The sequence below is a fragment of the Microbacterium sp. MYb62 genome (genome assembly GCF_002979475.1).
Lineage (GTDB): Bacteria > Actinomycetota > Actinomycetes > Actinomycetales > Microbacteriaceae > Microbacterium.
Window position 1 is genome coordinate 38,987 of sequence record NZ_PCOY01000007.1, and the last position, 25,558, is coordinate 64,544.

Here is a 25,558-nt window from a genome sequence, read left to right on the forward strand (position 1 = left end):
CCTCGCGCATCGGATAGGATCGAGTAACTATGAGCTCTGAGTCGGACCGTGTCCTCATCATCGTTCCGGCATGGAACGAGGGGCGCATCGTCGGCACGACCGTCCAGGCGATCCGCGCGACCGACGAGAGCTACGACGTCATCGTCGTGGACGACGGTTCCCAGGACGACACCGCCGCCGCGGCCCGCGCCGCCGGCGCGACGGTACTCTCGCTCCCGTTCAACGTCGGTGTCGGCGGCGCCATGCGAACCGGCTTCACCTACGCTCAGCGCGAGGGCTATTCGCGCGTGATCCAGGTCGACGCCGACGGTCAGCACAACCCCGCCGACATCGCCCGGGTGCTCGCAGGTCTGGAGACCGCCGACATCTCGATCGGCGCACGCTTCGCCGAGGTCGGCGACTACACGGTGCGCGGACCCCGCCACTGGGCGATGAGGTTTCTCGCCCGCACCGTCTCCCGCGTCGCAAAGGTCCGCCTCACCGACGTGACCAGCGGCTTCCGTGCCGCCAACTCCCGCGCCATCGACCAGTACGTGCGGTATTACCCCGCGGAGTACCTGGGCGACACCATCGACTCCCTCGTCGCCGCCTGCCACGCCGGCCTTCGGGTGACGCAGGTCCCCGTCGCCATGCGACCCCGCGCGCACGGCACTCCGAGTCAGGGACCGATCGGCGCATCGATCTATCTCCTCCGCTCGATCTTCGCGCTGGGGCTGTCGATGCTGCGCCGCGCGGAACCCATCCCCGAGACGGAGGCGACCGCCCGATGATCGTCGTCCTCGGCATCGCCCTGTCGCTGCTCGCCCTCGGGCTGGTCGGCTGGATGCTCCTCACCCGCCGCATTCAGGAGAAATACGCGGTGCTGTGGATCATCATCGCGCTCTGTGTGCTGGTCCTCGGACTCTTCCCACAGTTGCTGCTCTGGGCCACGGCCCTGATCGGCGTGCAGCTGCCCGTGAACCTGCTCTTCGCCCTAGCCATCCTGCTTCTCCTCGGCGTCGCGCTGCATCTGTCCTGGGAGATCTCCCGCGCCGAGGACGAGATCCGCCGACTGGCAGAGGAGGCGGCCATCTCTCGCGCCGTCGTGGACCAGCTGCGCGACCGAGTCGATGCACTGGAGGAGCGCGCGACCGGCGCGAAGGATTCCACCGAAGAATGACGGACCCCAACCATATGACCGACGAACACCCCTCCGCACGGCCCGTCGCCGTGGTCACGGCCTTCCGTGCCCCCGAAGACCTCGTCGGTCGCATCGGCGCTCTGAACGCACAGGTCGACAAGGTGGTCATCGTCGACGACGGCTCGCACAGCCTGGGTCGCCTCGACCTCGAAGACCCGGACGTGGTCGCCATCGAGCTGGACGAGAACATCGGCATCGCCGCCGCTCTCAACGTGGGACTCGACAAGGCCAGAGAGCTCGGCGCCACGCACGTGCTCACGATGGACCAGGACTCGACGCTGCCTTCCGACTACGTCGCCGAGGCGCTGCGCCACCTGGAGCGCCTGCAGGCGCAAGGCCGTCGCGTGGCAGCCGTCGCCCCCGCGCGTTTCGGCGAGTTCCTCGTGTCCACGCGGCCGGGGACCCCGCATCCGCGGGATCCGATCCAGTCCGGCCAAGTCGTCCCCATGTCGGTGTTCGACGAGGTCGGAGGCTTCGACGAGCGTCTTTTCATCGACGGCGTCGATACCGAATTCACCCTCCGAGCGCGCGGTGCAGGCTACGATTTCTGGGTTCTGCCCGGCAGCGACATGGATCACAGCCTCGGCGAGAAGATCCCCGTGATGCTCTTCGGCAAGCACCTGACGCTTTTCGGCAAGAAGCGCAACCACTACTACCACGCGCCGTTCCGCACGTATTACGCCGTGCGCAACGGCCTGGTGCTCTGGCGACTCCACCACCGCGGCAACCTCGGCTGGCTCACCCGCCGCACCCTCGCCCTGTTCTGGGTGACCGCGCTCGGGATCGTCCTCTCCGCCGACCGCGGCGCACAATTCGTCGCAACGGTACACGGCCTGGGTGACGGCGTGCAGATGCGGCTGGGCCGCATCCCCGAGCGCACGCTCCGCGCCCTCGCACGGCGTCGTCGATGAGCTCTGCCGAGAGTTCCTCCCGCCTGAGGCGCGCCCTCATGCCACTCGGGCGGATGGGCGGGTTCTCCGCTTCCATCCTCCTGAGCTCGGTGATCGGGGTCTTCACGATCCCGATCCTCGTCGGCGTTCTCGGTCCCGACCGCTGGGCCACCATCGGCGTGCTGCAGACGACCGGTCAGTTGGCCGCCGTCTTCGTCCTCTTCGGCTGGGGTGCCACCGGACCCAGCGTCGTCGCTAGCATCTCCCCCGCCGAACGCGTGGCCTTCTACCGCGCATCGTTCCGCATCCGCGCCATCCTCTACCTCGCCACGGTGCCCGTCGTGACGGTGCTGCTGACCCTTCTGCTGCGAGGAGATCTCACCCTCGCCGTGCTGGGAGCCCTGGCGTACGTGCTCCCGGCCCTCGGCGCTGGGTGGTACTTCACCGGAATCGCGCGGCCCGGGGCCTTCTTCATGCTCGAAGCCCTGCCGAGCGCCCTCGGCACCGTCGCGGGTGTGTGGATGGCGACCGTGACCCGCCAGGCCTGGGTCGTCCCAGCCTGGCAGCTGGCCGGGACCGCCGTCGCGGTGGCACTGTCGTACCACTACATCGTCCGCCGAAGCCGCATGCCGGCTATCGATGTTCCCCGCGTCCGCTTCTGGGCAACGTTGGGAGAACAGCGGCACGCGGTGACGACGGCGGTCACCAGCGCCGTCTACGTGGCCATGCCTATCCTGCTCGTCACCACGTTCTTCTCCAAGGACGAGCTGGCCGTCTACATCATCGCCGACCGGCTCTTCCGGTATGCGGCGCTGGCGTTCCTCCCGATCCAGCAGTTCTTCCAGGGGTGGGTTCCCGCCGACCCGGAGCAGGTCGACCGCCGCGCGCGGATCGCCTTCCTCGCCGGCATCGTGATCGGTGCCGTCGGCGGCGCCTGTGTCGCCGTGCTCTCCCCCATCGTCTCCCCCTTCTTCAAGATCCACGTACCGTTGGAGTTGTCCGTGCCTCTGGGCCTGGCCTTCTGCGGCGTCGCCCTTTCTGGCGTGGTGGGGTACGCCTGCCTCGTCGTACTGGGGCGCACCGACTTCCTCGCCAAGTCCACGGTCATCGGCGCCGTCATCGGCGTCCCCGCCGCTGTCGTCGCCGCACTGCTGCACTCGCTCCCCGCCGTCGCCGGCACCGTCGCGGCGACGGAGCTCACCGTTGCCGCGGTGCAGATCGTGGTGATGCTTCGCACGCTTCGTCAGCGACGGATGCGCGCCGACGAAGCCGCAGAGTGAACGACGCTAGGCCTTGACCCGACGTCGGAAAGCTTCGATGATCGCGCGACCGGTCATCAACCGGGCTCGGAGGATCGCGCCGAGGCCTCGCCCGGTCTTCGAGGAGTTGGCCCCATGGATGCGCCGGGAGATCGTGTCCTCCTCGAGATGGCGGACCGAACGGTCGGCGTTCGCGACGTAGCCCAGCCACTGGTCGTGGGTCTCGGTGAGGTACGTCGGGAAAGGCAGGATCCGGTCGCGCAGCTCGGCCCGGAACGCCATGCAACACCCGTAGTAGGGCCGAGTGCCGACCCAGATCCAGAAGATGTTGCGCATCCATCGAGAGCTGTCCGCCGCTTTCAGCCGCCGGGCCTGCACCGATGTGAGAGCACCACCGAAGGATGCGAAGTTCGAGACCACCAGTTCGACGCTCTCCAGTGCCTCGACCATCCGGTCAACGCGTCCGGGAAGCCAGACATCGTCCTGATCGGAGAGGAAGACGACACCACCTTCTGCGAGGCCGATCGCACGCTCGAAGGTGCGCATGTATCCATTGTTCTGCTCGGCGCGGATCAACCGGATCCGAGGGTCGCCGACGGCCTGCACGAGCGCTGCCGTCTCGTCATGAGAACAGTCGTCGATGACGATCAGCTCGTCTCCGTCGCCGAGCTGGGCGAGGATCGAAGTTATCTGCTCGACGATGAACGCAGCGCCGTTGTATGCGGCCATGCAGACGCTCACCATCGGACGGTCACTGCTGTGGCGCATGGTTCCTGTCCAACAAGGTCACGGAGGAAGTACGACTAGACTAGCTGTTCGCGTGCCTACGCGTCGAAGCGCGCCTGCGCGCCCAAGGAGGAGACCTAATGACCGCTGCCATCGACGTCATGCTCCCGTACTACGGCGACGTCACGCTGATGAAACTCGCGGTCCGAAGCGTGCTCGATCAGTCCTACACGGACGTCCGTCTGGTGGTCATCGACGACGGCTACCCCGACCCAGAGCCCGCTCGATGGTTCGGCGAGATGCGCGACCCTCGCGTCACCTACCTGCGCAACGAGAGCAACCTCGGCGCAAACGGCAACTATCGCAAGGCAGTCGAGCTCGTCGAGGCCGACTGGTTCGTGATGATGGGCGCCGACGACGTGATGCGTCCGGGCTACCTCGCCGCGGTCACCGACGCCGCACAGCGCTACGACGTGGACCTCATCCAGCCCGGAGTCGAGGTCATCGACGAGAACGGCTCGCGCGTGCTGCCCCTCGTGGACCGCGTGAAGAAGATGATCACTCCCAAGGTCGACGGAAGCGGCGAGGCGATCGGCGGAGAGGATCTGGCCGCCAGCCTGATGCGCGGCGACTGGGCCTACTTCCCCTCCATCGCCTGGCGCACCGAAGTGGTCCGTCGCATCGGCTTCCGCAAGGGGCTCGACGTCGTCCAGGACCTGGCTCTGATCCTCGACATCGTGAAGCAGGGCGGCAAGATGGCGCTGCTCACAGACGTCGTCTTCGACTACCGTCGGCACTCCCAGTCCGACTCGTCGGTGCGCGCCCTCGACGGCCGCCGCTTCGACGAGGAGCGTTCGTTCTTCCTCGCGGAGGCGGAGAGCTTCGACGCGTTGGGCTGGCCGCGCGCTGCGCGCTTCGCCCGCCGCCACCTGACCTCCCGACTCAACGCCGCCTCACTCCTGCTCAAAGCCGCCCGGACCCCAGGGGGCTCGGTCAAGGCGCTTATGAGGCACATCTGGCGCTGAGTGCAGGGCGGGGCTGGTCCCGCCGGCGCCACCCTCTCGATCCTGCGTAGTTCGCAGCCGCGAAGCGCGACACTCAGCCGCAGAGCACGATCTCGTAGAGCACCGCGTCGCCCACCGCGTCGATCTCCTCGACCGCGGCCGATGACTCCAGCCGGTCGAGGCCCTTGTACGCGTGCACGCCGTCGTTGATCTCCTGCTCGCCGAAGTCGAGGACGTACTTCGCCCCGAGCCGGTCGAGGGCGCCGCAGATCGCGCCGCTTGCCCGGGCAGTGTCCAACCGCTCGAGTAGCAGAGACATGTCCTCGGTGACGTCCATGAGCGTGTGAGGCATGACCACCCTCCGGTCGGCGAGCGCATAGGCGAGCGCCGTCCCCGTCCACGGGCTCCCGAGGATCACGGCACCCTCCGGCACGTGCTCGTCGAGACGCTCCAGGAGCGCGAGCTCGTCCGCCGTCACCAGGCGCGAGTCGTCGGTCACCGCGAAGGCTCCGTGCGCGCTTGCGACCGCCTGCCGCATGGTGGCCGCCTGCGGCACGAGCACGAGGACGAGAACCGCGAGCGTCGCGACGATGCCGCGGGCGTGACGACCGGACAAGTGCGCCGTCCGCGCGCACAACGCCGACCACAGGCGCTCACCGCCGATCGCCGCGAGCGGCACCCAGGCGATGGGGAGCAGCGCGGCCAGACGCGGAGCATTGTTGTACCAGACCCCGGTCAAAATGTCGCGCGGGGTCCAGTAGGGCAGAGCGGAGACGACGATGTACAGCACCGCCGTGGCGATGAGGAAGGCCACCGCGATCTCATCGTTCGCGGAGCGACGACGCACGGCGACGACGACGCCGACGCCGACGAGCACCGCGACCACGAGATTGATGGGCGCTGCCCATACCGAGACGGTCAGCACCTCGCCGATGGCCTGCCCGACGGTCTCGGTCGTCCCCCATGTCCGTGCGTCCGCCGAGGGCCGCAGCACGTACCAGGATCCCGCGACGACGACTCCGAGCACCAGGATCCACGCCGTGGCGAGGACCTTGGAGCGGCGAGGAGCGCCCGAGCGCAACAGGTGCAGCCAACGGATCACGAGCACGAGTGCGACGAACAGCAGCAGGGCGACCAAGCCACCGGGGTGGGCGACGGCGACCGCGGGCACGGCCCCCAGCGCGGCGATCAGATACGCCCATCGCTGCATCCAGCCGGTCTTCCCCGAGGCCTCGATGATGAAGGCAAGAGGCACCCCGATCATGCTCAGGGCCATCATGTAGGGGAAGAGCACCCCGTACTCGACGAGCAGCAGAGGGAAGGCGGGCAAGGCAACGCTGACCGCAGCAGCCGTCAGCAGCACCGGGGTCGACGCACCGAACAGCGACCTCGTGACCAGCAGGATCGATACCGGCCACGCGAATGCGGCGAAGAAGATCATCACGGCGTTCGATGCCACCGGGATGCTCACACCGGTCAACTGCACCGCGAGGGTCGCGACCGCGTGCCAACCGGTGGGATAGAACGGAAGATTGCCGCTGGGAGCAGTCGTCATCGCCCCGACCGTCAACGGCGAGACGGAGCCGGTGTCGAGCGCATACCGGATCGCGTTGAGGTGGAAGATGTTGTCGAAGGTCTGCGAGAAGTTGTCGGGCGCGCCGATGACGAACATCAGCTGCACGAGGGCGATCAGCACCGCGCCGAAGAGTGCCAGCACGGCCGCTCGCGGCATCGCCGGCAGAATCGGACGCGCCGCGCGGGAGCGCAGCAGGGTGACCCGCAGCGCCGCGAGGAGGACGAGGATCGCGAGCGCGACCATTCCGACCGGCAACACCCCCCACGGTATGCCGAGCATCGGCGCCGCGAGCGAGGCGAGCACGATGATCGTGGTGCCGGCGGGGATGGCCAGTGCCACGGCCGCGAGTCCACGGAAACCGAGGACGAACGACGCCAGGAGGCCCGGGATCAGGACGACGCCGACGACGGCGAGCACGCCGATCCCGAGATCAATCCATGCCATGCGCGCCGTGCCTCTCTCCCCGACGTCCGGAACTCGACCGCCGGCGTCGATCTTAGCGAGAATGACCTGGGCGGAAGCCGACACTCCGCAACCGCGGAGCGTGAGATGGAGACCCCCACCGACAACCTATGATTGGTGAGGCGTTCGCCCGAATCAGAACGCTCAACGGAGGTGATGAGAACGCCGTGTCCGAGATTTCTGTGCCGACGGACCAGAAGCTGACGCAGCCGGGAGCGAACAACGGGCTCTTCGACGTATTCCGTCGCAAGTATCTGCTCAGCCTGATCATCCGCAAAGAAGTGGGTATCCGGTACCGAGGATCCGTCCTCGGATGGCTCTGGTCGTACGTCAAGCCGCTGATCCAGTTCCTGGTCTTCTTCTTCGCTCTCGGGGTCTTCCTCAACCTCAACGACAGCATCGAGTACTACCCGCTGTATCTGCTGTCCGGCATCACCGCCGTCACCTTCTTCAACGAGTCGTTCTCGAACGCCACCCGTTCGCTGGTCGACAACGCCGCGCTCATCAAGAAGATCTACTTCCCGCGTCAGATGTTCCCGATCGCGAGCACCATGGTCGCCGCGATCAACACGGTGCCGCAGATCATCGTCGTCATCGTCATCGCGCTGTTCTACGGGTGGACGCCGACCGTCCTGGGCATCGGAGCCCTCCTGCTCGGGCTCGTGATCATCGCGCTGCTCGCCACCGGACTGGGTCTGCTCTTCGGCGCCATCAACGTCACCTTCCGCGACGCGCAGAGCTTCGTGGAGATCATCGTCATGGTGTCGGTCTGGGCCTCCCCCGTGATGTACCAGTGGCAGATGGTGGCGAGCAAGGTCCCGGACTGGCTCTTCCAGCTCTACGCCCTGAACCCCATCACCGGTGCGGTCGAACTGTTCCACTACGGCATCTGGCACGCGCTCGATCCTGCGAACGCCGAGCCGCTGCCCTCCCTGTGGCTGCACGCGCTCATCGCGCTCGCTGTCTCCATCGTTTTCGTGATCATCGGCGAGATCATCTTCCGCCGTCTGGAGGGTCGTTTTGCCCAGGACCTCTGATGTGCCCCGGATCCTCGTCGAGGACGTGCACAAGCACTTCAAGCTCCGTCACACGCACTCCATCAAGGAGACCTTCGTCGCGGCGATGCGACGCAAGCCTCTGACCTCGGAGTTCCAGGCCCTCGACGGCGTCTCCTTCTCCATCGGCGAGGGCGAGGCCGTCGCGCTCATGGGCTTCAACGGCTCGGGCAAGTCGACCATGCTCAAGCTCATCTCGGGGGTCCTCCGCCCTGACGAGGGCAGCGTGCGCACTCGCGGTCGCGTCGCCGGTCTCATCGAGGTCGGTGCCGGCTTCCATCCGGACCTCTCCGGGCGCGAGAACGTGTATCTCAACGCGGCGATCCTCGGCATGTCGAAGAAGGAGACCCAGGACCAGTTCGACGCCATCGTCGAGTTCAGCGAGATCGAGAAGTTCATCGACACCGAGGTCAAGCACTACTCCTCGGGCATGTTCCTCCGTCTCGCGTTCTCCGTCGCGATCCACACGCGCGTCGACATCCTCCTGATCGACGAGATCCTCTCCGTCGGCGATGAGCCGTTCCAGCGCAAGTGCATCCAGCGCGTGCGCGAGCTGCACTCCCAGGGGAAGACCCTCGTCGTGGTGAGCCACGACCTGAACATGGTCTCCGACCTCTGCGAGCGGGGCATCGTCATCCAGGGCGGGAAGGTGCGCTTCGACGGCGACAGCAAGAGCGCCGTGGAGATGATGCGCTCCTAGGTCGGGAGCCCATCCGGATCGGAGCGGTCTCGGATCAGAGATCGGCGTGCAGGCTCCAGACGCGCTCGGCGGAACTGTCCCAGGAGAAAGCCCTGGCTCGGTCCGAGGCGAGGACCCGCAGCCGGTCTCCCGCGCTGGTGGCGGCATCGGCGACCGCGTCGGCGATGCCGTCCTCCGTCACCAGCCTTCCGCCGTCCGCGAGGACGTCGTGGTGCGCGCTGCTGTCGACGGCGACCACCGGCACCCCGACCGTCATCGCTTCGACCGCCCTCCAGGGCCATCCGGCCACGGCATCCGTCGCGACGAAGACGGATGCCCCCGCCAGGACGGCTCCGCGATCTTCGGCGGACAGGATGCCACGCACGTGTGCTCGGCGCTCGGGCAGTCCCGCGGCCGAAGCGGCCTCCGCGAGGCGAGGTTCCGTCCCCTCCCGCGCGTCGAGCACCACGGCATCCATGCCGGCGGCGACCGCGGCGCGGAACCCCTCCTGGAGCGACGTCGACGATCCGCTGAGCACCACGTAGTCCGCGGGCAGGGACAGGGCGTCGCGGCGCGCAGCCGCATCGGCCGGCACGGCGAATCCCCGCGGCGGAGCCCCGGCGATCACCCTGATGCGATCGCCGAGCTTGGCGAGTTCGGACAGTCGCGCCGCGACCGCATGCGAGGGCACGACCACGGCATCGGCATGCCGCACCGCACGACGCAGCATGCCCCGCTGCCAGGCGGCGACGCCCTTCGGCAGCTGATCGGGGGCTTCCCACGCCCGCAGATCCCACACCGTCACGGTGGTCTGGTCGTTGTCGTGCACGCGGTCATGCCGCACGAGTGGCGCCATCAATGTGGGCGAGTGGATGAGTCCCCCACCGACACCGGGTGCGATCCCCAGCTGCCAGGATCCCGCGAGCTCGCGGCGTCCGAGTCCGAGCTTGCGCACGTCTCCCACTCCGGCCACCGGCACCTCCGCGCCCGCCGGGACGATCGCGTCCACGGTGCAGCCGGAGGGAGCCGTGGCGACGAGTCCTGCGAGGAGCCCCAGCGAGGCATCCGCCTGATCGGCGTCGACGACATGCACCAGCTGATCCAGGACAACACGCAGCCGAGCACTCATGGGTTCAGGCTAACGTCGCGGTGCCATCGCCCCGGGGAGCACGCGGCCCGTGCCGCGCGAATGTCAGCGTTCGCACAGTTTCCGGGCATCGCCCCAGCGGTTCATGCTTGAATGCTCGAATGAGCGATGGTCGACTTCCCGTCCGGCGCCGATGGATCGGGTGGACCGTCGGCATTCTGGTGTCCCTGCTGCTCATCGCTGTCGGATGGGTCACGATCCGGGGCATCGGCGCGGTGAACGATCTCCAGCAGGTCGCGAAGGGCGCGAGTCAGCTGAAAGGGGCGATCGCGGCCGGCGACATCGACGGTGCGAAGCCGATCGCCGCGAGCATCGCCCGCAACGCGGCATCCGCGCACGATCTCACGTCCGACCCCGTGTGGCAGGCGTTCAGCGCTGTCCCGTGGCTGGGACCGAACTTCCATGCGGTGGGTGAGATCGCCGAGATCGCCGACGACGTCTCGGCCGAAGCACTCACCCCGCTCCTCGAGGTCGCCGGGGACTTCGATCCGGCAAGTCTCGGCTTCAGCGGGGGAACCATCGATCTCGCGCCGTTCGCCGCGATCGCCGAACCGCTCGGCACCGCTGACACCGCTCTCGCCGATGCGCAGCTGCGGGTGAAGCGCATCGATGCCGGCGCCACCCTGCCTCCGCTCGCCGAGGCCATCGGCGAGATGAACTCAGCGGTCACCGAGGCGGCGACCGTCGTCGGCTCCCTCCATGGCGCCGCCGTGCTGCTCCCGACGATGCTCGGCGGCGAGGGTCCGCGGAACTACGTGCTCGCGATGCAGAACAACGCCGAGTTGCGCTCATCCGGGGGCATCATCGGATCGATCGCTCTGCTGCATGCCGAGAACGGCACGATCACCCTGCAGTCCCAGGCATCGACGACGCAGTTCCCGCCCCTCGACACGGCCCTGCCGCTGAGCGAATCCACACTCGCGCTGTTCGAGGACCGTCCTGGCCGCTATCTGCAGAACATCACCAGCATCCCGGACTTCACCGAGGCCGGCGCGACCATCGCCGCCCGCTGGCAGGGACGCTTCGGCGACACCGTCGACGGGGTGATCGCCGTGGATGCTGTCGTGGCCAGGCACCTCATGGCCGCCACGGGCGACATCGCGTTCGGGCCCTTCACCGCGACGTCCGAGAACGTGACAGACATCCTTCTCTCGCAGATCTACGCCGCGGTTCCCGATCCTGCCGTGCAGGACGAGATCTTCGCCCAGGCCGCAGGCGCGCTGTTCGGAGCCGCGCTCTCCGGTGCGGACCCTCAGGCTCTGATCGGCGCTCTGGCCGATGCCGCCGGCGAGGGACGGATCCGCGTCTGGAGCGCGCACCCGGACGAGGAGGCGCTGCTGGCCTCTTCCGCGCTCGGCGGCGCGATTCCGAAGGACAGCCCTGACGCCACTTTCGTGGGGGTGCTGATGAACGACAGCACCGGCGGCAAGATGGACTACTACACGAGGGCGTCGATCACGACGTCCGTCGGGTCGTGCCAGGGAACCCCGACCACGCAGGTGCGCGTGACGTGGACGAACACCGCGCCCGCCGACGCCGCGACGTCCCTGCCCGCCTATGTCACCGGCAACGGCGCGTACGGGGTGCCTCCCGGCACGGTGCGCACCCTGATCGCGATCTACGGCCCGGGGGGCGCGACGCCCTCCCACATCGACAGGGACGGCGCCGAGGAGGGCGTGCAGACGGCCATGCTCGATGATCGCTCCGTCGTGCAGCACGAGGTGTCCCTCGCTCCAGGAGAGTCGACCACCATCACGATCGAGTTCCAGGGAAGCGGCGCAGGAGAGCGCCTGACCGAAGTGCTGCACACCCCGATGATCGACACCCCGGATACGACACGGGAACCTCTTCGCTGCGCATCGTGACTTTCCCCTGCCGATAAGGTACTGTCGACTCACTGGGGAATATCTGGTGTCTGCAATTCTGCCGTGGGGGCAGGAAGACATCACGCAGTCGGACGCAGGGGTGTGTCCGAAGGCGATTCCGCGTGAAATTCTGGGGAGAAATCATGCTGAAGAAACTGGCTGCCATCAGCCTCACCGCTGGCGCGCTCGTACTCGTCGCGCCCGCCGTCGCAACGGCGGCGCCGACCGTTCCGGCCGCGTCCTCCGATTCCTACCCGTCGCCTCCGGGCGCCAAGGTCGGCGACCCGATCATCGACATCTGCGAAGTCTCGACCATCGTCTTCGGGCCGGGCTACTTCCTTCCGTCCGAGAACGTCAACGTCTCGGTGTCCGGCCTCAACGCCGGGAAGGCAGCCGTCTCGGGGAACACCGCCGCCGGCGACGGCAGCCTGACGCTGACGTTCCGCCCGCCGTCCGACGGTGAGGGCTCCTACGCCGTCGCCTTCAACGGCTCGCGCTCATACACCGCGACGATCACGGTGTCACACGGCCACGACGCGGCCGCGAGCTGCGACCACGATCCTGGGGTCGCAGCAGCCGGTACTGAGTTGCCACTCACAGGTGGTGGCTTCGAGCTGGCGCTCACCGGCGGAAGCGTCTCGCCCTGGATCCTCGGCGGCGGAGCCGCGGCGCTCGTCGCCGGCGGTGCCCTCGTCGCGGTCGGAGCATCCCGCCGCAAGCGCGCCTAGGTCCGGCTGCCGCCTCGTGCGGTGGTCGACTGGACGACGGTGATCCCTCCCCCTCCGATCACCGTCGTCTGGTGCATCCGGTGAACACACCGGAAGCCCACGGCTGTCCCGTCCCTCGGGGAGACAGCCGTGGGCTTTGGCGTGTCCGCGTGGTGTGCACTCACGCGGTCCCGGAAGCCGGGCAGCGCTCACGGTGCGGGCGTCGGCGTCTCCGTCGGCGGATGCAGTGACTGCTGGATCATGTCGCGGATGTGGGCGTAGTCCGGCTGGTGCTCATCCACACCGGAATCCGGCGTGAGCTCGATCGTCGTCACCTGCTGCTCCTTCGCCTTGAGCATCAGGTCGAAGAACTCGGGCAGCTTGTCCGAGGGCAGATCGGTGCTGATCAGAGCCGTTCCGGCCGCCAGAACCTCGTTGAACCGGGTGAGCACCGTCTGCGGGTCGAACTGTCCGAGGATCGCCTCCTGCAGCTCACGCTGACGCTTCATGCGATCCCAGTCACTGGTGGTGTAGCGCGAGCGGGCATACCACTGGGCGGTATCGCCGTCCATGCGCTGCTGGCCGGGCTCGATCCAGCCGATCGCCCACTCGTTCACGTCGCTGCCGGTCCAGCCCTCCGGCGGTCCGCCCTTCGGCAGCCGCTCGGTCACGTTGATGTCCACACCGCCCAGAGCGTCCACGAGCTCTGCGAAACCATGCATGTCGACGAAGACGTAGTACGGGATCTCGATACCGAGAACGCCCTCCGCGGCATCCTTCGTCGCCTCGATGCCGGGATCGGAACCCTGGGCGACCGCGTCGGGATAGAGCGCAGCGCCGCCGTCCTCCCGGCAGACCTCAGCGGCGTTGCGCACGTGGTTCATCCAGCCGTTCCACCCGCAGCTCGACGAGCTGTGCCCCTCGAATCCGTTCGGATAGAGCTCCTGCATCGGACTGCCGTCGCTGAACGGTGCGTTCGGGAGCTCGCGCGGGATGCCGGTGATCGTCACGGCTCCGGTGTCGGCGTTGACCGAGACCACCGAGATGCTGTCGAACCGCATGGAGTCGCGTCCGTCGCCGCTGTCCGCGCCGAGGAGGAGGATGTTGTAGTAGCCGTCGCTCGGCTCCACGCTGGGTCCGCTCTGCCCGAAGATCGCACCGACCGTGTTGCGCACCGACCCCACGGAGGTCGCCGCGTATCCGGTGCCGCTGCCCACGAGCCCCAGCAGCACCAGTGCCACGACCGGAATGGCGAGCCGAGATGCTCCTGGCACCTTCACCAGCCGCACCAGACGCAGCGTGTCGAAGGTCAGCACGATCCACAGCACGATGTACCCGATGAGGAGCACTTGGACGAGGGTAAGGACCGCTGCCGAGAAGAAGCCACCGGTGACCGTGAACCACAGCAGGACCGGGCGCGCGAACAGCGCGAGACCCAGGGTCACGATCACGAGGAACCAGGCGAGCAGCGTCGCACCGAGACCGAAGCGGCCGAGACGCCGACTGCCCGCGAGCGCCTGAGCCGATCCGGGGAGGAGGACGTTCATCCCGATGAGCCACCAGCCGCGCTTGGCCATCATCCCCGGGTCGGCGACGTCCGGATGCCGCAGGGGCCGGGTCTCGATGAGCGGGCGCCGTGTTGCGCGCGGAGGCGCAAGGGTCACAGCGAACCCTTCAGCCGTTCGTTCTTCTCCTCGACCTGCGCCTCGAGATCCCGCGCGTACTCCTCGACCCGATCGGCGAGGTCGGCGTCGGCGATACCGAGGATGCGTGCGGCCAGAAGCCCGGCGTTGCGGGCACCGCCGATCGACACGGTCGCGACCGGGATGCCGGCGGGCATCTGCACGATCGAGAGGAGCGAGTCCATCCCGTCGAGATAGGCGAGCGGGACCGGGACACCGACCACGGGAAGAGGGGTCATCGAAGCGAGCATGCCGGGAAGATGGGCTGCTCCCCCGGCGCCGGCGATGATCACGCGGATGCCGCGCGACCGCGCTTCGCGCGCGTAGGACATGAGCTTGTCCGGCGTCCGGTGCGCCGAGACCACCTCGACCTCATGCGGAATGCCGAAGTCCGTGAGCGCCTGAGAGGCGTCGCTCATCACACGCCAGTCGGAGTCGGATCCCATGACGACGCCGACCAGAGGATCGGCGGAGGAGTGCAGTGGCTCGGTCACCAGATCAGGCTACGGTCTGCCGCTGGGAGAAACCCCGAACGGCACGCCCCTTTTGTGGCGCATCTGTGTCCCCGCGCGGGCACCGGCGGGCCCGGAGGCTCACTGGAAGTGTGCGGCAGCAGCTCGCGCGACGTACACCGCTTCGTCGAGATCATCGTCGGCTACATTCACATGGCCGACCTTGCGCCCGGGCCTCGGGGACTTCCCGTAGGTGTGGATCTTCGCCTGCGGGTGCTCCGTCATCGCCGCGCCGAAACGCTCGTCGAGCGTGCCCTCGGCCGGCCCCCCGAGGATGTTCACCATCACGGACCAGGCGGCTCGAGGAGCCGTGCTGCCGAGCGGAAGATCGGCGACGGCCCGCAGGTGCTGCTCGAACTGGCCGGTGACGGCGCCGTCCTGACTCCAGTGTCCACTGTTGTGCGGACGCATCGCCAGCTCGTTCACGAGGATGCGCTCATCGTCGGTCTCGAACAGCTCGACGGCGAGCATCCCGGTGACCCCGAGCCCTTCGGCGATCGTGCGTCCGATCTGCTCCGCGACCTCCACGAGCCGTTCGGCGGCAGCAGGTGCAGGAGCGATGACCTCGGCGCATACGCCGTCGCGCTGGACAGTCTCCACGACCGGATACGCGACGATCTGCCCGCTCGGACGACGTGCGACCTGCTGCGCGAGCTCACGGACGAACGGCACGAGCTCTTCGACCAGCAGGGCGTCCCCGTCGGCGAGCGCATCGAACCAGTCCTGCGCCTCCTCCGCCGCGCGGACGACGCGCACACCCTTGCCGTCGTAGCCTCCGCGCGGCGTCTTCACGACCGCGGCACCGGCATGAGCGTCGAGGAACTCCTGCAGCTCGGCGGTCGTTCGCACGGAAGCCCAGTCCGGCTGCGGCACGCCGAGCGCGGCCAGGCGAGCCCGCATCACGAGCTTGTCCTGCGCGAACTGGAGCGCATCCGGGCCGGGGTGCACGACGACTCCATCGTCCACGAGAGCACGAAGCACGTCCTGCGGCACATGCTCATGGTCGAAGGTCACGACATCGACGTCCGCCGCGAAGGCGCGCACCGTCTCGAGATCGCGATAGTCGCCGACCGCCGTGGCTGCCAGCGCGGCGGACATGCCCTCGCCTTCCGCGAGCACACGCAGTTCGAGTCCGAGCTCGACCGCCGGAGCGATCATCATCCGGGCCAGCTGTCCTCCACCGATCACGCCCACACGCAGCGCCATATGCTGCCTCCATTCGTCTGTCCCCATTCTCCCGCACCGGCCAGGGCGCGCACGACACGTTCCGGACCTCGGGTGTGCGCGACGTGCCGGTGGATGGCTCGGCGAGCTCCGCCGAGGGTCAGTCGCCGCTCGCCTGGGCGTCGCGGTGGGCGAGAATCTGCCCGACCTCGATCTGATCCGCCAGCGTCTCGTGCACGAGGGTCACGTTGGGAACGTTCGGCAGCCGCAGCGGAGCGTCGACGCCGTTCGAGAGAGTGATGTTCCCGGCCCCCCACATCCGCTGCAACGGCCCGCGACGAACCGCGATCGTGTATCCCCGAGCATGAGACATCTCACGGCGCTGACGTGCCCCGATGCCGTGACGGGCGATGACGCGCCTCGTCGTCACGGTCGTGGACCGGGAGTACCAGATGACGAAAGGCACGACGACGGCGAGGATGACCACCACCCCCGCGGCGGTGAGGAGCATCCAGTTCTCGAAGCCCGCCGGAAGGTTCCCGTAGAAATATGCGGTGGCGCCGAAGGTCGCGATGAGCACCAGAGCCGACCAGAACAGTCGGCGCGCGTGACCTCGGAAGCGCGCGATCAGCAGCTCCTCCGTCGGCATGCCGGGCGGCGGCATCAGAGGCCGGCCACCGAGCGTCACAGGCTGGGTCACCCCACCATTGTGCCTGTGATCTGCGACATTCCCGTCTGTGCGGCGGCGTGTCAGGTTCCGGCAGGACGCACATGCACGACGTCACCCGCCGAGACGGCGTGCTCCACGCCCTCCGCGACGACGAGAAGGCGACCGTCGGCATCGATCGCCGTCGCGCTGCCCTCCAGGACGAGATCGCCGGGCATCGACACCCGTACGGTCTGCCCGAGCGTCGCACACGACGCCGTCACCGCGTGGTGAAGACCGCTCGCGACGGCGTCCCCCGCGGCGATGAGAGCCGACAGATGCCCGTCGAGCGCCTCGAGATAGCTCGCCAACAGCAGATCCTCATCGACCTCGCCGCCGAGCACGGCGAACGACGTCGCCGTCGGCACGGGGAGCTGATCGCTCGCCATGGCGGTGTTCACTCCTGCGCCGACCACCACGGCGCCCGAGGTCGCCTCGGCGAGGATGCCGCAGATCTTGCCCCCGTCGACCAGCACGTCGTTGGGCCATTTCACCGCGACGTCGTGGCCCGGAAGCTGGGCGGCCACCGCCTCGGACATCGCGACCCCGGCCGCGAGCGGGATCCAGCATCGAGCCGCCGCATCGTCCGGGAGTGCGCGCAGCAGCACCGAGATGGCGAGGGCCGTCCCCTCCGGCGCCACCCAGGTGCGGTCGAGCCGCCCGCGGCCCGCGGTCTGGTCGCGCGTGACGAGGGTCGAGAGGTGCGGCCACTCCTCGACGGCCTCCGCCTTCACCCGCAGATCGGCATTCGTCGACCCGGTGCGGGTGAGCAGCTCCAGGCGGGGTGCGACCGACTGCGCGCGGGGAAAGTCCATGCTCAGGCGTCCTCGTCGTCGACTTCTTCGTCGTCGTCGTCCTCGTCTTCGCGGATCGTCCCGACCTCGTGGGCCTGCCACCGCTCCCACTCCTGCATGAGCCCGTCGACCGCCGCATGGAACTTCTCGGTGGCCACCCCCTGAGTGGTGTCGCCGAAGTAGTGCTGCACCCACATGCGAAGGCGGGCGATCGCGGCCTCGTCGGCTCGCACCCGCTCGACCTGGGCGACGATGTCGCTCGCCGCATCCGCGGTGAGCCACTCGCAATCGGACAGATACCCCTGGGTGTCGATCGACGCCTGTTCGTCCGATGGCCGGGTGATCATCAACGGCTTGCCCGCCGCGAGCCGGTCGTAGACCATCGCCGAGATGTCGACCACGGCCACGTCCGCCGCGGTGAGCTGCCACCCGAGCTCGGGGCCCGAGTCGTAGACGTGATGAGCAGTCGGGTCCGCGGCGTTCGCCGCGTTGATCGCCGCGATGATCCGACGATGGGCGGCGCCGTACGCCTCGTCGACCACACCGCTGCGGGGATGAGGACGGTAGATCACCCGGTGCGCGCCCGTGGCGAGCAGACGCCCCACGAGCGCCTCGCCGTGGGTGGCGATGGATCCGTAATGCGCACTGGGGCGGTCGCCCTCCCAGGTGGGGGCGTAGAGCACCACGGTGCGCTCATCCGGTGTGTACGGCAGCGACCCCGAGTAGTGGTCGGCCTGCGGCCGGCCGATCTCGATCGTGCGACGATCCACGTCGTAGTCCCAGAGCGTGCGCGAGAGTCGATCCCGCGCAGCCTGACCGGCGACGAAGGCGTAGTCGTAGGCCTTGTACTGGTTGGTGGTCATGTACATCTTGTCGGACTCACCGTGGTTGATGAACACGTGCCAGCGCCGACCGTAGCGGAACATCTGGAAGTTCCGGGTGTTCTGGTTCACGTACAGCACGACGCGGATGTCCTGCGTCGCGATGAACCGTTCGAGGTCGCGGACCTTCGGCACGAATGCCACCGGCGGAGCGTCCTCTTCGAGCAGCTTCTCGGTGCCGGTCGCCTGTCGGGAGAGCACCACGACGGGCCAGCGCTTCGCGAGTTCGGCGAGCGGGCGATACCACTGACGCATCTGGTACATGTTCACCGCGCCATCGGCGAAGTACACCGCCACCTGGAAGTGGCCCGCAGGATACGGCTCGCGCTCGGCGAGCCGTCGGCGCACCCGCTGCACGGAGGTGCGGGATGCGAGCGCCCGCTTCAGCAGACGGTACGCCTTCTTCGCGTCAGACAGAGCACCCATCCCTCCAGAGTAGTTCTTCCACGCCCCGGCCTCGGGCCTGCGAGCCAACGGCACACGCCGCGACCGGCCCGCCCGAGCCCCTCAGCGAACGCGCGATCACGCCGTGCCATGATCATCATGTGCCTGCATCCGAATCCACCGCTCCCCTGCCCGGGGTGTCCTTCGTGATGCCGGTGCTCAACGAACGCGCCTATCTCGAGCATGCGATCGAGTCCGTGCTCGCCCAGGACGTCGATGTGCCGACCGAGCTCGTCCTCGCGCTGGGACCGTCGACCGACGGCACGACAGAACTCGCGCGACGGCTCGCCGCGGCGGATGACAGGATCCGCCTGGTCGACAACCCGGCTGCGCACATCCCGGTCGGATTGAATGCCGCGATCCGCGCCAGCCGCTATGCGACGATCGTCCGCGTCGACGCCCACTCCGAGCTCTCCCCCGGATACGCCGCCCGTGCCCTGCAGACGCTGGAACGCACCGCGTCGGCCAACGTCGGAGGCGTCATGCACGCCGAGGGTCGCGCCCCGTTCCAGAAAGCTGTCGCCCGCCTCTACAACTCCCCCGTGGGCCTCGGCGGCGGCGCGTATCACGGAGGCACCCACGAAGGGGAAGCCGAATCCGCCTACCTCGGCGTGATGCGCCGCGAGGTGCTCGACGAGATCGGCCTGTTCGACGAATCGATCCGGCGCGGAGAGGACTGGGAGCTCAACCTCCGCATCCGTCAGGCCGGTCACAGGGTCTGGTTCGATCCCGACCTGTCCGTCACGTACTGGCCTCGGGAGAGCTGGCTGCGCCTGGCACGCCAGTTCCGTGCGACCGGTGCCTGGCGCGGTGAGCTCGTGCGCCGCTTCGGGCGCCGCAACGGCATCCGCTACTTCGCTCCGCCTCTGCTCGTTCTCCTGGTCGCGCTCGCCCTCGTGGTCGGCATCCTGCAGCTGACGGGCGTGCTCACCGGCATGGTCTCCGTCATCGCCTCGGTCGTCGTGTACCTGCCGCTCGCACTGTACGTGCTGCTCGTCCTCGGAGTCGCCCTGGCTCCCGGTGGTGGCGGTCTGCGTCAGCGCCTGTGGACGCTGATCGTGCTGCCGACCATGCACCTCTCGTGGGGCCTCGGATTCCTCGGCGGCGTCCTCCGGGGCGCGCGGGACACCGTCGACGCCTCGCGTCTCGGCACACGCAACACCCCGCTCCCCTGAGAAACGACCCCCGGGTGGGGCATTCTCAGCGCGTGACGAATCCCAGATCGAGGATGCGGTCCACCACGCGCTCCGCGGCACGACCGTCGTCGCGTGCGTTGAACTGCGCGCGCCAGGCCGCGTAGCGGTCCGCGAACGCGGCCTCGTGCGCCGGATCGTCCAGCGCGGCGGCGAGTTCCTCCTGCGTGCGCAGCAGCGGGCCAGGGGCACGGTCGGCGAGATCGAAGTAGAAGCCCCGCAACTGGCCGCGGTAGTGATCGAGATCCGGCACCAGGAAGTACATCGGCTTGCCCGTGACGCTGAAGTCGAACATCACGGAGGAGTAGTCGGTGATCAGCGCATCGGCGGCGAGCAGCAGCCGCGCGGTCTCCGGGTAGCCCGTGACATCGATGACCCGCGCTCCTGCGCGATCCCGCCCCTGCTCGAGTGTGCGCGAGTGACCGCGCACGAGCACGACGGCATTGGCCTGACGGGCGAGCAGCTCGGCATCGACGAAGTCGACCATCTCGGTGCGGTCGTCACGCCAGGTCGGGGCGTAGAGGAGCACGCGCTCATCGGGACCGATGCCCAGCGCCGCACGGACGGCGGCGGGGTCGCCCGTGAGGAGAGCATCGTTCCGCGGATACCCCTCCACCCAGATCGGGCGGCCGAAGAAGGCGTATGCCTTGCGGAGAATGCGCTCCGAGTATGTGTTCTGAGCGAGCAGCACGTCCCAGCGGCGCGATTCCTTCACGACGGCGGCCATCCGCCGCGGATCGAACCCGGGCCGATGCAACGCGAGCCGCTTCAGCGGCGTGCCGTGCCAGGTCTGCAGCACCTTCTGTCCGGGCTTTCGCGCGTATCGGCGACGGAGCCAATCGTTCACCACCAGCAGACGCGCGGCTCCCCGTGCGTGCCACCACTGCGGGCTCCCTTCGACGACCGCGATCGCCCCTTCCGGAACCTCGACCGAGAGATCGACGACACTCCAGTAGCGCCGTACCTCGGGGGCTCGCGCGGCGAGTTCCCGATCGATCGCGCGCGGATTGCAGCCGACGCTTCGACCGTAGAAGCTCTCGAAGAAGACCGCGTTCTCGCTGCCACCGGTCTGGGCGACGTAGCGTTCCTCCAGCGTCGAGCGTCCTTCCGCTGTCTCGTACACCGGGTCGATCGGCGCGGCGATCCGCACGTCACCACCGTCCACCGCGACGCGCACACCGGCGAGCACCACCGGCGCGATGCGGAGTTCGTCGAGGTCGACGCCGTCGAGGCGGAGTGCGTACTCGCCTGCCGGAAGCGGCAGCGACGGTCCTCCCCAGCGTGAAGCCTGGAGCGCGAACGTGGCCTTCCACGTCTTGCCACCCCCGGTGATGCGGGCCTCGACGCGCGCACGGGGGCCGACCAGCGCACCCGTCTCCGGTCGCCGACCGGTCCCTGCGATGATCAGCGCCTCCGCCGCATCATCGATACGGGCCGTTGTCATGCTGCTCCCTTCGGCGCGGGAATCCCCCGCGCGCGGATGACCTGGTAGACGCGCTCGGTGTTGCGGCCGTCCCGATACGCGTGCACCCCCGCGCTGAGCGTAGCGGAACGCACGGACGCCGCCTCGAATGCGCGTTCATCGGCGAGCAGCACGTCGAGCTGCGTGAGCGCCTCCGACCAGTCGGCAGCCGCAGCGGTGCCGGCGACGTCCTCGAATCGGCCATAGAAGCCACGCGTGCGTGCGTACTCCTCCGCATCCGGGGCCAGGAAGAGCACCGGCATCCGGAGCAGGCCGACGTCGTAGGCGAGCGACGAGTAGTCGGTGATGAGCACGTCGACCGCGGCGAGCGCCGGCGTGACGTCGGGGAGAAACGCAGCGCCGAGCGCACGCACGCGTCTGCTGGGGAGCGGCGGCGCATATCCCCCTTCTCCCAGAGGGTGCGAGCGCACGAGGAGGATCGCGTCGCGCTCCTCGAGGACGCGGAGGATGCGGATCCACTCCGCCGCCGTCGGAACCGCCGGGTCGGGGGCGCCGTCACGCCACGTCGGCGCGTACAGGATGGTGCGCGTGTTCTCTGCGATGTCGCCCACCGCGCCCTGGAGCACGGCGGACGCCGCGCGGCGCACGTCCTCCTCTGTCCCGGTGGAGAGCACATCGACACGGGGCTCTCCGGTGACGACCACACGATCGTCGCCGAGCCCGAAGGCGGACTCCAGGCGCCCCCTCGCGCGATGCGAAGCCGCGGGAAGCACCCGGATGCGCTGGGCGGCAGAGCGATAGAGGATACCGACGGCGCGGCGCAGCAGGGCGGCGCCGGGGATGCTCGGCACCTGGGTCGTCGCGGGCGAGTCCAGGCCGATCCGCTTCAACGGAATGCCGTGCCAGAGCTGCACGACGAATGCGCCGCCGTTCGCGTAGCGGTTCACATCCCCCAGGCCATGGGTCACGACGAGCACACCGGCGCGGGCGGTCGCCCACCATCCGCGCGCGCTGTTCTTGCGGACGAAGCGCATCCCGAGGGCGGAGGCATCCCTGTCCTCGCGCTCGGAAGCCGTGAGCCACAGCGTGTCGTGTCCGGCGGCGGCCGCGTATCGCTGCAATGCCAGCGCGCCGTCGCCGATTCCCGCGCCGCAGCCGAACACCCAGCGCCGACCACGCGGGAGGAGAAGGGTGCCGATGCGTCCGACGGCATACAACGGGATCCGGAGCAGCTTGGCCGCATTGCCGGTGCCGAAAGAAAAGGACGCCACCCCGCGAGCCTATCGCGCAGGTGGCGTCCTTCTCTGTGAGGGTGAGGGTCAGCCGGCGAGTTCGCCGAGCGTCACCTCGATGTCGTACTCCTTACCGCCGCGGACGTAGGTAACCTTCGCCTCGCTGCCTGCTGCCGCGGCGCGCACCTGGGCCGTGAGGTCGCTGGCGCTGGTGATCGGCACCCCGTTGAACTCGGTGACGATGTCGCCCTCCTGGAGGCCTCCTGCGGCCGCCGCTCCCCCTTCGGTCGCCTTCGCGATGTACGCCCCGGAGACGGTCGCGCCCTGGACGCTGGAGGCATCCTGAACGGACGCACCCAGCAGGCCGTGTGTGGCCGCGCCGTCGGCGATGATCTCCTCGGAGACGCGCTTCGCGATGTTCGACGGGATGGCGAACCCGATGCCGATCGAGCCGGACTCCTCGGAGCTGCCCGAGCTCGCGATCGCCACGTTGATGCCGATCAGCTCGCCCTTGCTGTTCACGAGAGCGCCGCCGGAGTTGCCGTGGTTGATCGCGGCATCCGTCTGGATCACGGCGATCGAGATGGAGTCCGAGGTCTGCGGGGTGCCGCTGCCGGGGATGTCGAACTGGAACGGCCCCTGTCCCTGACCCTGTTCCGGGGCCTCCTGGTCGGGCGCGTCCTCGGACGACGAGTCGGGCAGAGCGGAAGAGGCGATCTGGATGCTGCGGTTCAGCGCGCTCACGATGCCGGTCGTGACCGAGTTCGCCAGCCCCAGCGGAGCGCCGAGCGCGACCGCGGTGTCACCGACGTTGAGCTTCGACGAGTCGGCGAACTCCATGGGGGTGAGCCCCTTGGCGTCCTTCAGCTTGATCACGGCGAGGTCGTAGATGGGATCGGTGCCGACCACGGTGGCCTCGAAGATCCGCCCGTCCGACGTCGTCACGCGAATGGTCGGGTCGGCGACGGCGCCACCGAGCGTCACCACGTGCGTGTTCGTGAGCACGTAGCCGTCGTCACTGATGATCACGCCCGATCCGCTGCCGCCCTGATCGGCGCCGGCGACCTCGATGGTGACGACCGAGGGCAGCGCCTCGGTCGCGACCGCGGTCGTCTCGTTGACCGATCCGGGGTTGTTCACGGTGACCGTCTGAGGACCTTCGGCCGTCCCCGAGGAGGGACGGTCCTGGAGCCCGTTCAGGAGAGCACCGCCGCCGAAGCCGGCGACACCGCCGACCAGGGCGGCCGCGACGATGAACGCCGCGAACTTCGCGCCGCCGCGGGACTTCTGCTCCTTGGTCTTCGTCCCGTCCACCGGCGCACCGAACGGCGCTTCGCCGCCGAGCGGCTGGGTGGGCTGAGTGTGGGACGCCGCGGTGGGGATGCCGAAGGCGGCTCCCGGTGCGGTGGCAGCGGAGGGCGCCGCATAGCCATGGGGCACGGGCGCGATCACCGGCGCCGCCGGCGCCTGCGACGTGAACGTCGACGGCACCTCATGTCCCTGCACCGGCGCAGCGACCGGCGCGGAGGGAGCCGGCGCGGCAGGGGCCGACCCGGTCGTGTCAGCGGCGGCATCCGACGCCGACTGAGCGGCGACCTCTGCAGCCTCGGTGGACGGCACGGCGTCGTTCGACGCGGGTACCGACTGGTCCTGGGTGTTGTCTTCGTTCATGGTGTGTGCTCCTTCAACGACCATTTCAGAATGACGCCTGTTTCTGTGCGTTCCTTATGCCGAGGATGAGTTTCAGCTATGGCCTTAGCCTGTTCTTCATGAGTGTCATCCCCGGCGCCTGGCGGCGCACGGCAGCAGGTGCAGGCCTGCTCGCCGCAGACGGAACCGTCGCGCCCACCATCTTCGCAGAGATGTCGGCCGCCGCGGCGAGAACAGGTGCGATCAATCTCGGCCAGGGTTTCCCCGATGAGGACGGCCCGGCCGAGGTGCTGGAAGCGGCACGCAGCGCCATCGCGCACGGCGCGAACCAATACCCTCCCGGTCGCGGCATCCCCGACCTGCTCGACGCGATCAGCGCGCATCAGCATCGCTTCTACGGTCTCGACGTGGATCCCGGCAGCGAGGTGATCGTCACGGCCGGAGCGACCGAAGCCCTGACGGCGACGCTCCTCGCGCTGATCGACGGCCCCGACGACGAGGTCGTCGTGTTCGAGCCGTATTACGACTCGTATGCCGCCGCCGTGGCTCTGGCCGGCGCCCGGCTTCGCACCGTCCCTCTGCGCGCTCCCGACTTCCAACCCGATCTGGACCGGCTCGCGGCCAGCGTGACCGACCGCACCCGGATCATCCTGATCAACGACCCCCACAACCCCACCGGCGCCGTCTTCGGTCGCGAGGTCCTCGAAGAGGTGGTGCGCCTGGCTGAGGAACACGACGCGATCATCGTCACCGACGAGGTCTACGAGCACCTCGCCTTCCACGCCCCGCACACCCCGATCGCCACGCTCCCCGGAGCCGCCGAGCGCACGCTGACGATCTCCTCCGCAGGCAAGACCTTCTCCACGACAGGATGGAAGATCGGCTGGGTGCACGGGCCGGCTGCCCTCATCACGGCCGTGCTCACGGTGAAGCAGTACCTCACGTACGTGAACGGTTCCGCCTTCCAGCCGGCGATCGCCGTGGGGCTGCGGATGGACGACTCCTACTTCACGGGCGCTGCGGAGACGCTCGCGCGCAAGCACGAGATCCTCGGCGACGGGCTGAAGGCCGCCGGCTTCACGGTGCACGCACCGCAGGGAGGCTACTTCACCGTCGCGGATGCGACCGCCCTGGGCGGCGAGGACGCCGCCGCGTTCTGCCGGACGCTGCCGGAACGTGCGGGCGTCGTGGCGATCCCGCTGACGGCGTTCGTCTCGGAGGAGCACCGGCATGAGTACGCCGGTCTGGTGCGTTTCGCCGCCTGCAAGCGCGTCGACGTGCTCGAGGAAGCGGCTGCGCGCCTGGCGGGGTTCTCGGTCTGACCCGG

Annotated in this window: 23 protein-coding genes; 11 read left to right on the forward strand and 12 right to left on the reverse strand. The window is 68.6% G+C overall.

The window, feature by feature from the left end; translation table 11 throughout:
* The first annotated feature begins 29 nt into the window (after positions 1 to 29).
* Genes CQ042_RS09340 through CQ042_RS09355 form a run of 4 tightly spaced genes read left to right on the forward strand, consistent with a single transcriptional unit; the run spans position 30 to position 3,350 of the window.
* Positions 30 to 770 (forward strand): glycosyltransferase family 2 protein, encoded by a 741-nt coding sequence (locus CQ042_RS09340; protein ID WP_105670209.1) that lies wholly within the window; start codon positions 30 to 32, stop codon positions 768 to 770.
* Positions 767 to 1,159, forward strand: a complete 393-nt coding sequence (locus CQ042_RS09345; RefSeq protein WP_105670210.1) for a DUF2304 domain-containing protein — start codon at positions 767 to 769, stop codon at positions 1,157 to 1,159. The genes CQ042_RS09340 and CQ042_RS09345 overlap by 4 nt, the downstream gene beginning before the upstream one ends.
* On the forward strand, positions 1,156 to 2,091 hold the full coding sequence (locus CQ042_RS09350) for a glycosyltransferase family 2 protein (RefSeq protein ID WP_105670211.1): 936 nt from the start codon (positions 1,156 to 1,158) through the stop codon (positions 2,089 to 2,091). Before CQ042_RS09345 ends, CQ042_RS09350 begins: the two co-directional genes overlap by 4 nt.
* Positions 2,092 to 2,129: 38 nt before the next feature.
* Positions 2,130 to 3,350, forward strand: coding sequence for a lipopolysaccharide biosynthesis protein (locus CQ042_RS09355; protein WP_181157514.1), 1,221 nt, complete (start codon positions 2,130 to 2,132; stop codon positions 3,348 to 3,350).
* 6 nt (positions 3,351 to 3,356) lie between these two features.
* Here CQ042_RS09355 and CQ042_RS09360 read toward each other — a convergent pair whose 3' ends face one another.
* A complete protein-coding gene (locus tag CQ042_RS09360) occupies positions 3,357 to 4,097 on the reverse strand; it encodes a glycosyltransferase (protein ID WP_105670213.1) in 741 nt (246 codons plus the stop codon).
* A 98-nt stretch (positions 4,098 to 4,195) separates the two neighbouring features.
* Here CQ042_RS09360 and CQ042_RS09365 point away from each other — a divergent pair, with 98 nt between their 5' ends.
* Positions 4,196 to 5,080, forward strand: coding sequence for a glycosyltransferase (locus CQ042_RS09365; RefSeq protein ID WP_219844836.1), 885 nt, complete (start codon positions 4,196 to 4,198; stop codon positions 5,078 to 5,080).
* A gap of 73 nt (positions 5,081 to 5,153) precedes the next feature.
* Here CQ042_RS09365 and CQ042_RS09370 read toward each other — a convergent pair whose 3' ends face one another.
* The gene (locus CQ042_RS09370) at positions 5,154 to 7,079 is read right to left on the reverse strand and encodes a DUF6541 family protein (protein ID WP_105670214.1); all 1,926 of its coding nucleotides are present in this window, start codon (positions 7,077 to 7,079) and stop codon (positions 5,154 to 5,156) included.
* A 185-nt stretch (positions 7,080 to 7,264) separates the two neighbouring features.
* Here CQ042_RS09370 and CQ042_RS09375 point away from each other — a divergent pair, with 185 nt between their 5' ends.
* Together CQ042_RS09375 and CQ042_RS09380 are read left to right on the forward strand one after the other, a co-directional pair.
* Positions 7,265 to 8,134, forward strand: coding sequence for an ABC transporter permease (locus CQ042_RS09375; RefSeq protein ID WP_258132180.1), 870 nt, complete (start codon positions 7,265 to 7,267; stop codon positions 8,132 to 8,134).
* Positions 8,118 to 8,852 (forward strand): ABC transporter ATP-binding protein, encoded by a 735-nt coding sequence (locus CQ042_RS09380; RefSeq protein ID WP_105670216.1) that lies wholly within the window; start codon positions 8,118 to 8,120, stop codon positions 8,850 to 8,852. Before CQ042_RS09375 ends, CQ042_RS09380 begins: the two co-directional genes overlap by 17 nt.
* Positions 8,853 to 8,886: 34 nt before the next feature.
* Here CQ042_RS09380 and CQ042_RS09385 read toward each other — a convergent pair whose 3' ends face one another.
* A complete protein-coding gene (locus CQ042_RS09385) occupies positions 8,887 to 9,960 on the reverse strand; it encodes a glycosyltransferase (RefSeq protein ID WP_105670217.1) in 1,074 nt (357 codons plus the stop codon).
* A 119-nt stretch (positions 9,961 to 10,079) separates the two neighbouring features.
* Between CQ042_RS09385 and CQ042_RS09390 the strand changes: the two genes are divergently transcribed.
* Entirely contained in the window at positions 10,080 to 11,843 is a 1,764-nt protein-coding gene (locus CQ042_RS09390; protein ID WP_105670218.1) for a DUF4012 domain-containing protein, read from the forward strand.
* Between the two features lie 143 nt (positions 11,844 to 11,986).
* Positions 11,987 to 12,571: a hypothetical protein gene (locus CQ042_RS09395; protein WP_105670219.1), complete on the forward strand. Its 585-nt coding sequence runs from the start codon at positions 11,987 to 11,989 to the stop codon at positions 12,569 to 12,571.
* A 188-nt stretch (positions 12,572 to 12,759) separates the two neighbouring features.
* Here the strand turns inward: CQ042_RS09395 and CQ042_RS09400 are convergent, their stop codons facing one another.
* From CQ042_RS09400 to CQ042_RS09425, 6 genes are all read right to left on the reverse strand, one after another.
* Positions 12,760 to 14,214, reverse strand: coding sequence for an LCP family protein (locus CQ042_RS09400; RefSeq protein WP_105670220.1), 1,455 nt, complete (start codon positions 14,212 to 14,214; stop codon positions 12,760 to 12,762).
* Positions 14,211 to 14,678 (reverse strand): 5-(carboxyamino)imidazole ribonucleotide mutase, encoded by a 468-nt coding sequence (purE, locus tag CQ042_RS09405; RefSeq protein ID WP_105670322.1) that lies wholly within the window; start codon positions 14,676 to 14,678, stop codon positions 14,211 to 14,213. The genes CQ042_RS09400 and purE overlap by 4 nt, the downstream gene beginning before the upstream one ends.
* Positions 14,679 to 14,825: 147 nt before the next feature.
* On the reverse strand, positions 14,826 to 15,950 hold the full coding sequence (locus CQ042_RS09410) for a 5-(carboxyamino)imidazole ribonucleotide synthase (RefSeq protein ID WP_105670221.1): 1,125 nt from the start codon (positions 15,948 to 15,950) through the stop codon (positions 14,826 to 14,828).
* A gap of 118 nt (positions 15,951 to 16,068) precedes the next feature.
* A complete protein-coding gene (locus CQ042_RS09415) occupies positions 16,069 to 16,572 on the reverse strand; it encodes a PH domain-containing protein (protein ID WP_105670222.1) in 504 nt (167 codons plus the stop codon).
* Positions 16,573 to 16,658: 86 nt separating this feature from the next.
* Positions 16,659 to 17,429 (reverse strand): biotin--[acetyl-CoA-carboxylase] ligase, encoded by a 771-nt coding sequence (locus CQ042_RS09420; protein WP_105670223.1) that lies wholly within the window; start codon positions 17,427 to 17,429, stop codon positions 16,659 to 16,661.
* Between the two features lie 2 nt (positions 17,430 to 17,431).
* On the reverse strand, positions 17,432 to 18,715 hold the full coding sequence (locus CQ042_RS09425; RefSeq protein ID WP_105670224.1) for a CDP-glycerol glycerophosphotransferase family protein: 1,284 nt from the start codon (positions 18,713 to 18,715) through the stop codon (positions 17,432 to 17,434).
* Positions 18,716 to 18,834: 119 nt separating this feature from the next.
* Here CQ042_RS09425 and CQ042_RS09430 point away from each other — a divergent pair, with 119 nt between their 5' ends.
* Complete coding sequence (locus CQ042_RS09430; RefSeq protein ID WP_258132181.1) at positions 18,835 to 19,908, forward strand: glycosyltransferase family 2 protein; 1,074 nt, start codon at positions 18,835 to 18,837, stop codon at positions 19,906 to 19,908.
* Between the two features lie 25 nt (positions 19,909 to 19,933).
* Here CQ042_RS09430 and CQ042_RS09435 read toward each other — a convergent pair whose 3' ends face one another.
* From CQ042_RS09435 to CQ042_RS09445, 3 genes are read right to left on the reverse strand one after another with little or no spacing between them, the layout of a single operon-like run.
* Positions 19,934 to 21,370 (reverse strand): CDP-glycerol glycerophosphotransferase family protein, encoded by a 1,437-nt coding sequence (locus CQ042_RS09435; RefSeq protein ID WP_105670225.1) that lies wholly within the window; start codon positions 21,368 to 21,370, stop codon positions 19,934 to 19,936.
* The gene (locus CQ042_RS09440; protein ID WP_105670226.1) at positions 21,367 to 22,620 is read right to left on the reverse strand and encodes a CDP-glycerol glycerophosphotransferase family protein; all 1,254 of its coding nucleotides are present in this window, start codon (positions 22,618 to 22,620) and stop codon (positions 21,367 to 21,369) included. The genes CQ042_RS09435 and CQ042_RS09440 overlap by 4 nt, the downstream gene beginning before the upstream one ends.
* A 48-nt stretch (positions 22,621 to 22,668) precedes the next feature.
* On the reverse strand, positions 22,669 to 24,252 hold the full coding sequence (locus CQ042_RS09445) for a S1C family serine protease (RefSeq protein ID WP_258132183.1): 1,584 nt from the start codon (positions 24,250 to 24,252) through the stop codon (positions 22,669 to 22,671).
* A 98-nt stretch (positions 24,253 to 24,350) separates the two neighbouring features.
* Between CQ042_RS09445 and CQ042_RS09450 the strand changes: the two genes are divergently transcribed.
* On the forward strand, positions 24,351 to 25,553 hold the full coding sequence (locus CQ042_RS09450) for an aminotransferase class I/II-fold pyridoxal phosphate-dependent enzyme (protein ID WP_105670228.1): 1,203 nt from the start codon (positions 24,351 to 24,353) through the stop codon (positions 25,551 to 25,553).
* The last annotated feature ends 5 nt before the right edge of the window (positions 25,554 to 25,558 follow it).

Excerpts from the sequence above, each read along its gene's own strand:
- CQ042_RS09425 (WP_105670224.1), bottom strand. The coding sequence starts at position 18,715 with ATGGGTGCTCTGTCTGACGCGAAGAAGGCGTACCGTCTGCTGAAGCGG.
- CQ042_RS09360 (WP_105670213.1), bottom strand. The coding sequence starts at position 4,097 with ATGCGCCACAGCAGTGACCGTCCGATGGTGAGCGTCTGCATGGCCGCA.
- CQ042_RS09365 (WP_219844836.1), top strand. The coding sequence starts at position 4,196 with ATGACCGCTGCCATCGACGTCATGCTCCCGTACTACGGCGACGTCACG.
- CQ042_RS09415 (WP_105670222.1), bottom strand. The coding sequence starts at position 16,572 with ATGCCGCCGCCCGGCATGCCGACGGAGGAGCTGCTGATCGCGCGCTTC.
- CQ042_RS09340 (WP_105670209.1), top strand. The coding sequence starts at position 30 with ATGAGCTCTGAGTCGGACCGTGTCCTCATCATCGTTCCGGCATGGAAC.
- CQ042_RS09420 (WP_105670223.1), bottom strand. The coding sequence starts at position 17,429 with ATGGACTTTCCCCGCGCGCAGTCGGTCGCACCCCGCCTGGAGCTGCTC.
- CQ042_RS09350 (WP_105670211.1), top strand. The coding sequence starts at position 1,156 with ATGACGGACCCCAACCATATGACCGACGAACACCCCTCCGCACGGCCC.
- CQ042_RS09410 (WP_105670221.1), bottom strand. The coding sequence starts at position 15,950 with ATGGCGCTGCGTGTGGGCGTGATCGGTGGAGGACAGCTGGCCCGGATG.
- CQ042_RS09385 (WP_105670217.1), bottom strand. The coding sequence starts at position 9,960 with ATGAGTGCTCGGCTGCGTGTTGTCCTGGATCAGCTGGTGCATGTCGTC.
- purE (WP_105670322.1), bottom strand. The coding sequence starts at position 14,678 with ATGGGATCCGACTCCGACTGGCGTGTGATGAGCGACGCCTCTCAGGCG.
- CQ042_RS09395 (WP_105670219.1), top strand. The coding sequence starts at position 11,987 with ATGCTGAAGAAACTGGCTGCCATCAGCCTCACCGCTGGCGCGCTCGTA.
- CQ042_RS09345 (WP_105670210.1), top strand. The coding sequence starts at position 767 with ATGATCGTCGTCCTCGGCATCGCCCTGTCGCTGCTCGCCCTCGGGCTG.
- CQ042_RS09355 (WP_181157514.1), top strand. The coding sequence starts at position 2,130 with ATGCCACTCGGGCGGATGGGCGGGTTCTCCGCTTCCATCCTCCTGAGC.
- CQ042_RS09390 (WP_105670218.1), top strand. The coding sequence starts at position 10,080 with ATGAGCGATGGTCGACTTCCCGTCCGGCGCCGATGGATCGGGTGGACC.
- CQ042_RS09445 (WP_258132183.1), bottom strand. The coding sequence starts at position 24,252 with ATGAACGAAGACAACACCCAGGACCAGTCGGTACCCGCGTCGAACGAC.
- CQ042_RS09435 (WP_105670225.1), bottom strand. The coding sequence starts at position 21,370 with ATGACAACGGCCCGTATCGATGATGCGGCGGAGGCGCTGATCATCGCA.
- CQ042_RS09450 (WP_105670228.1), top strand. The coding sequence starts at position 24,351 with ATGAGTGTCATCCCCGGCGCCTGGCGGCGCACGGCAGCAGGTGCAGGC.
- CQ042_RS09370 (WP_105670214.1), bottom strand. The coding sequence starts at position 7,079 with ATGGCATGGATTGATCTCGGGATCGGCGTGCTCGCCGTCGTCGGCGTC.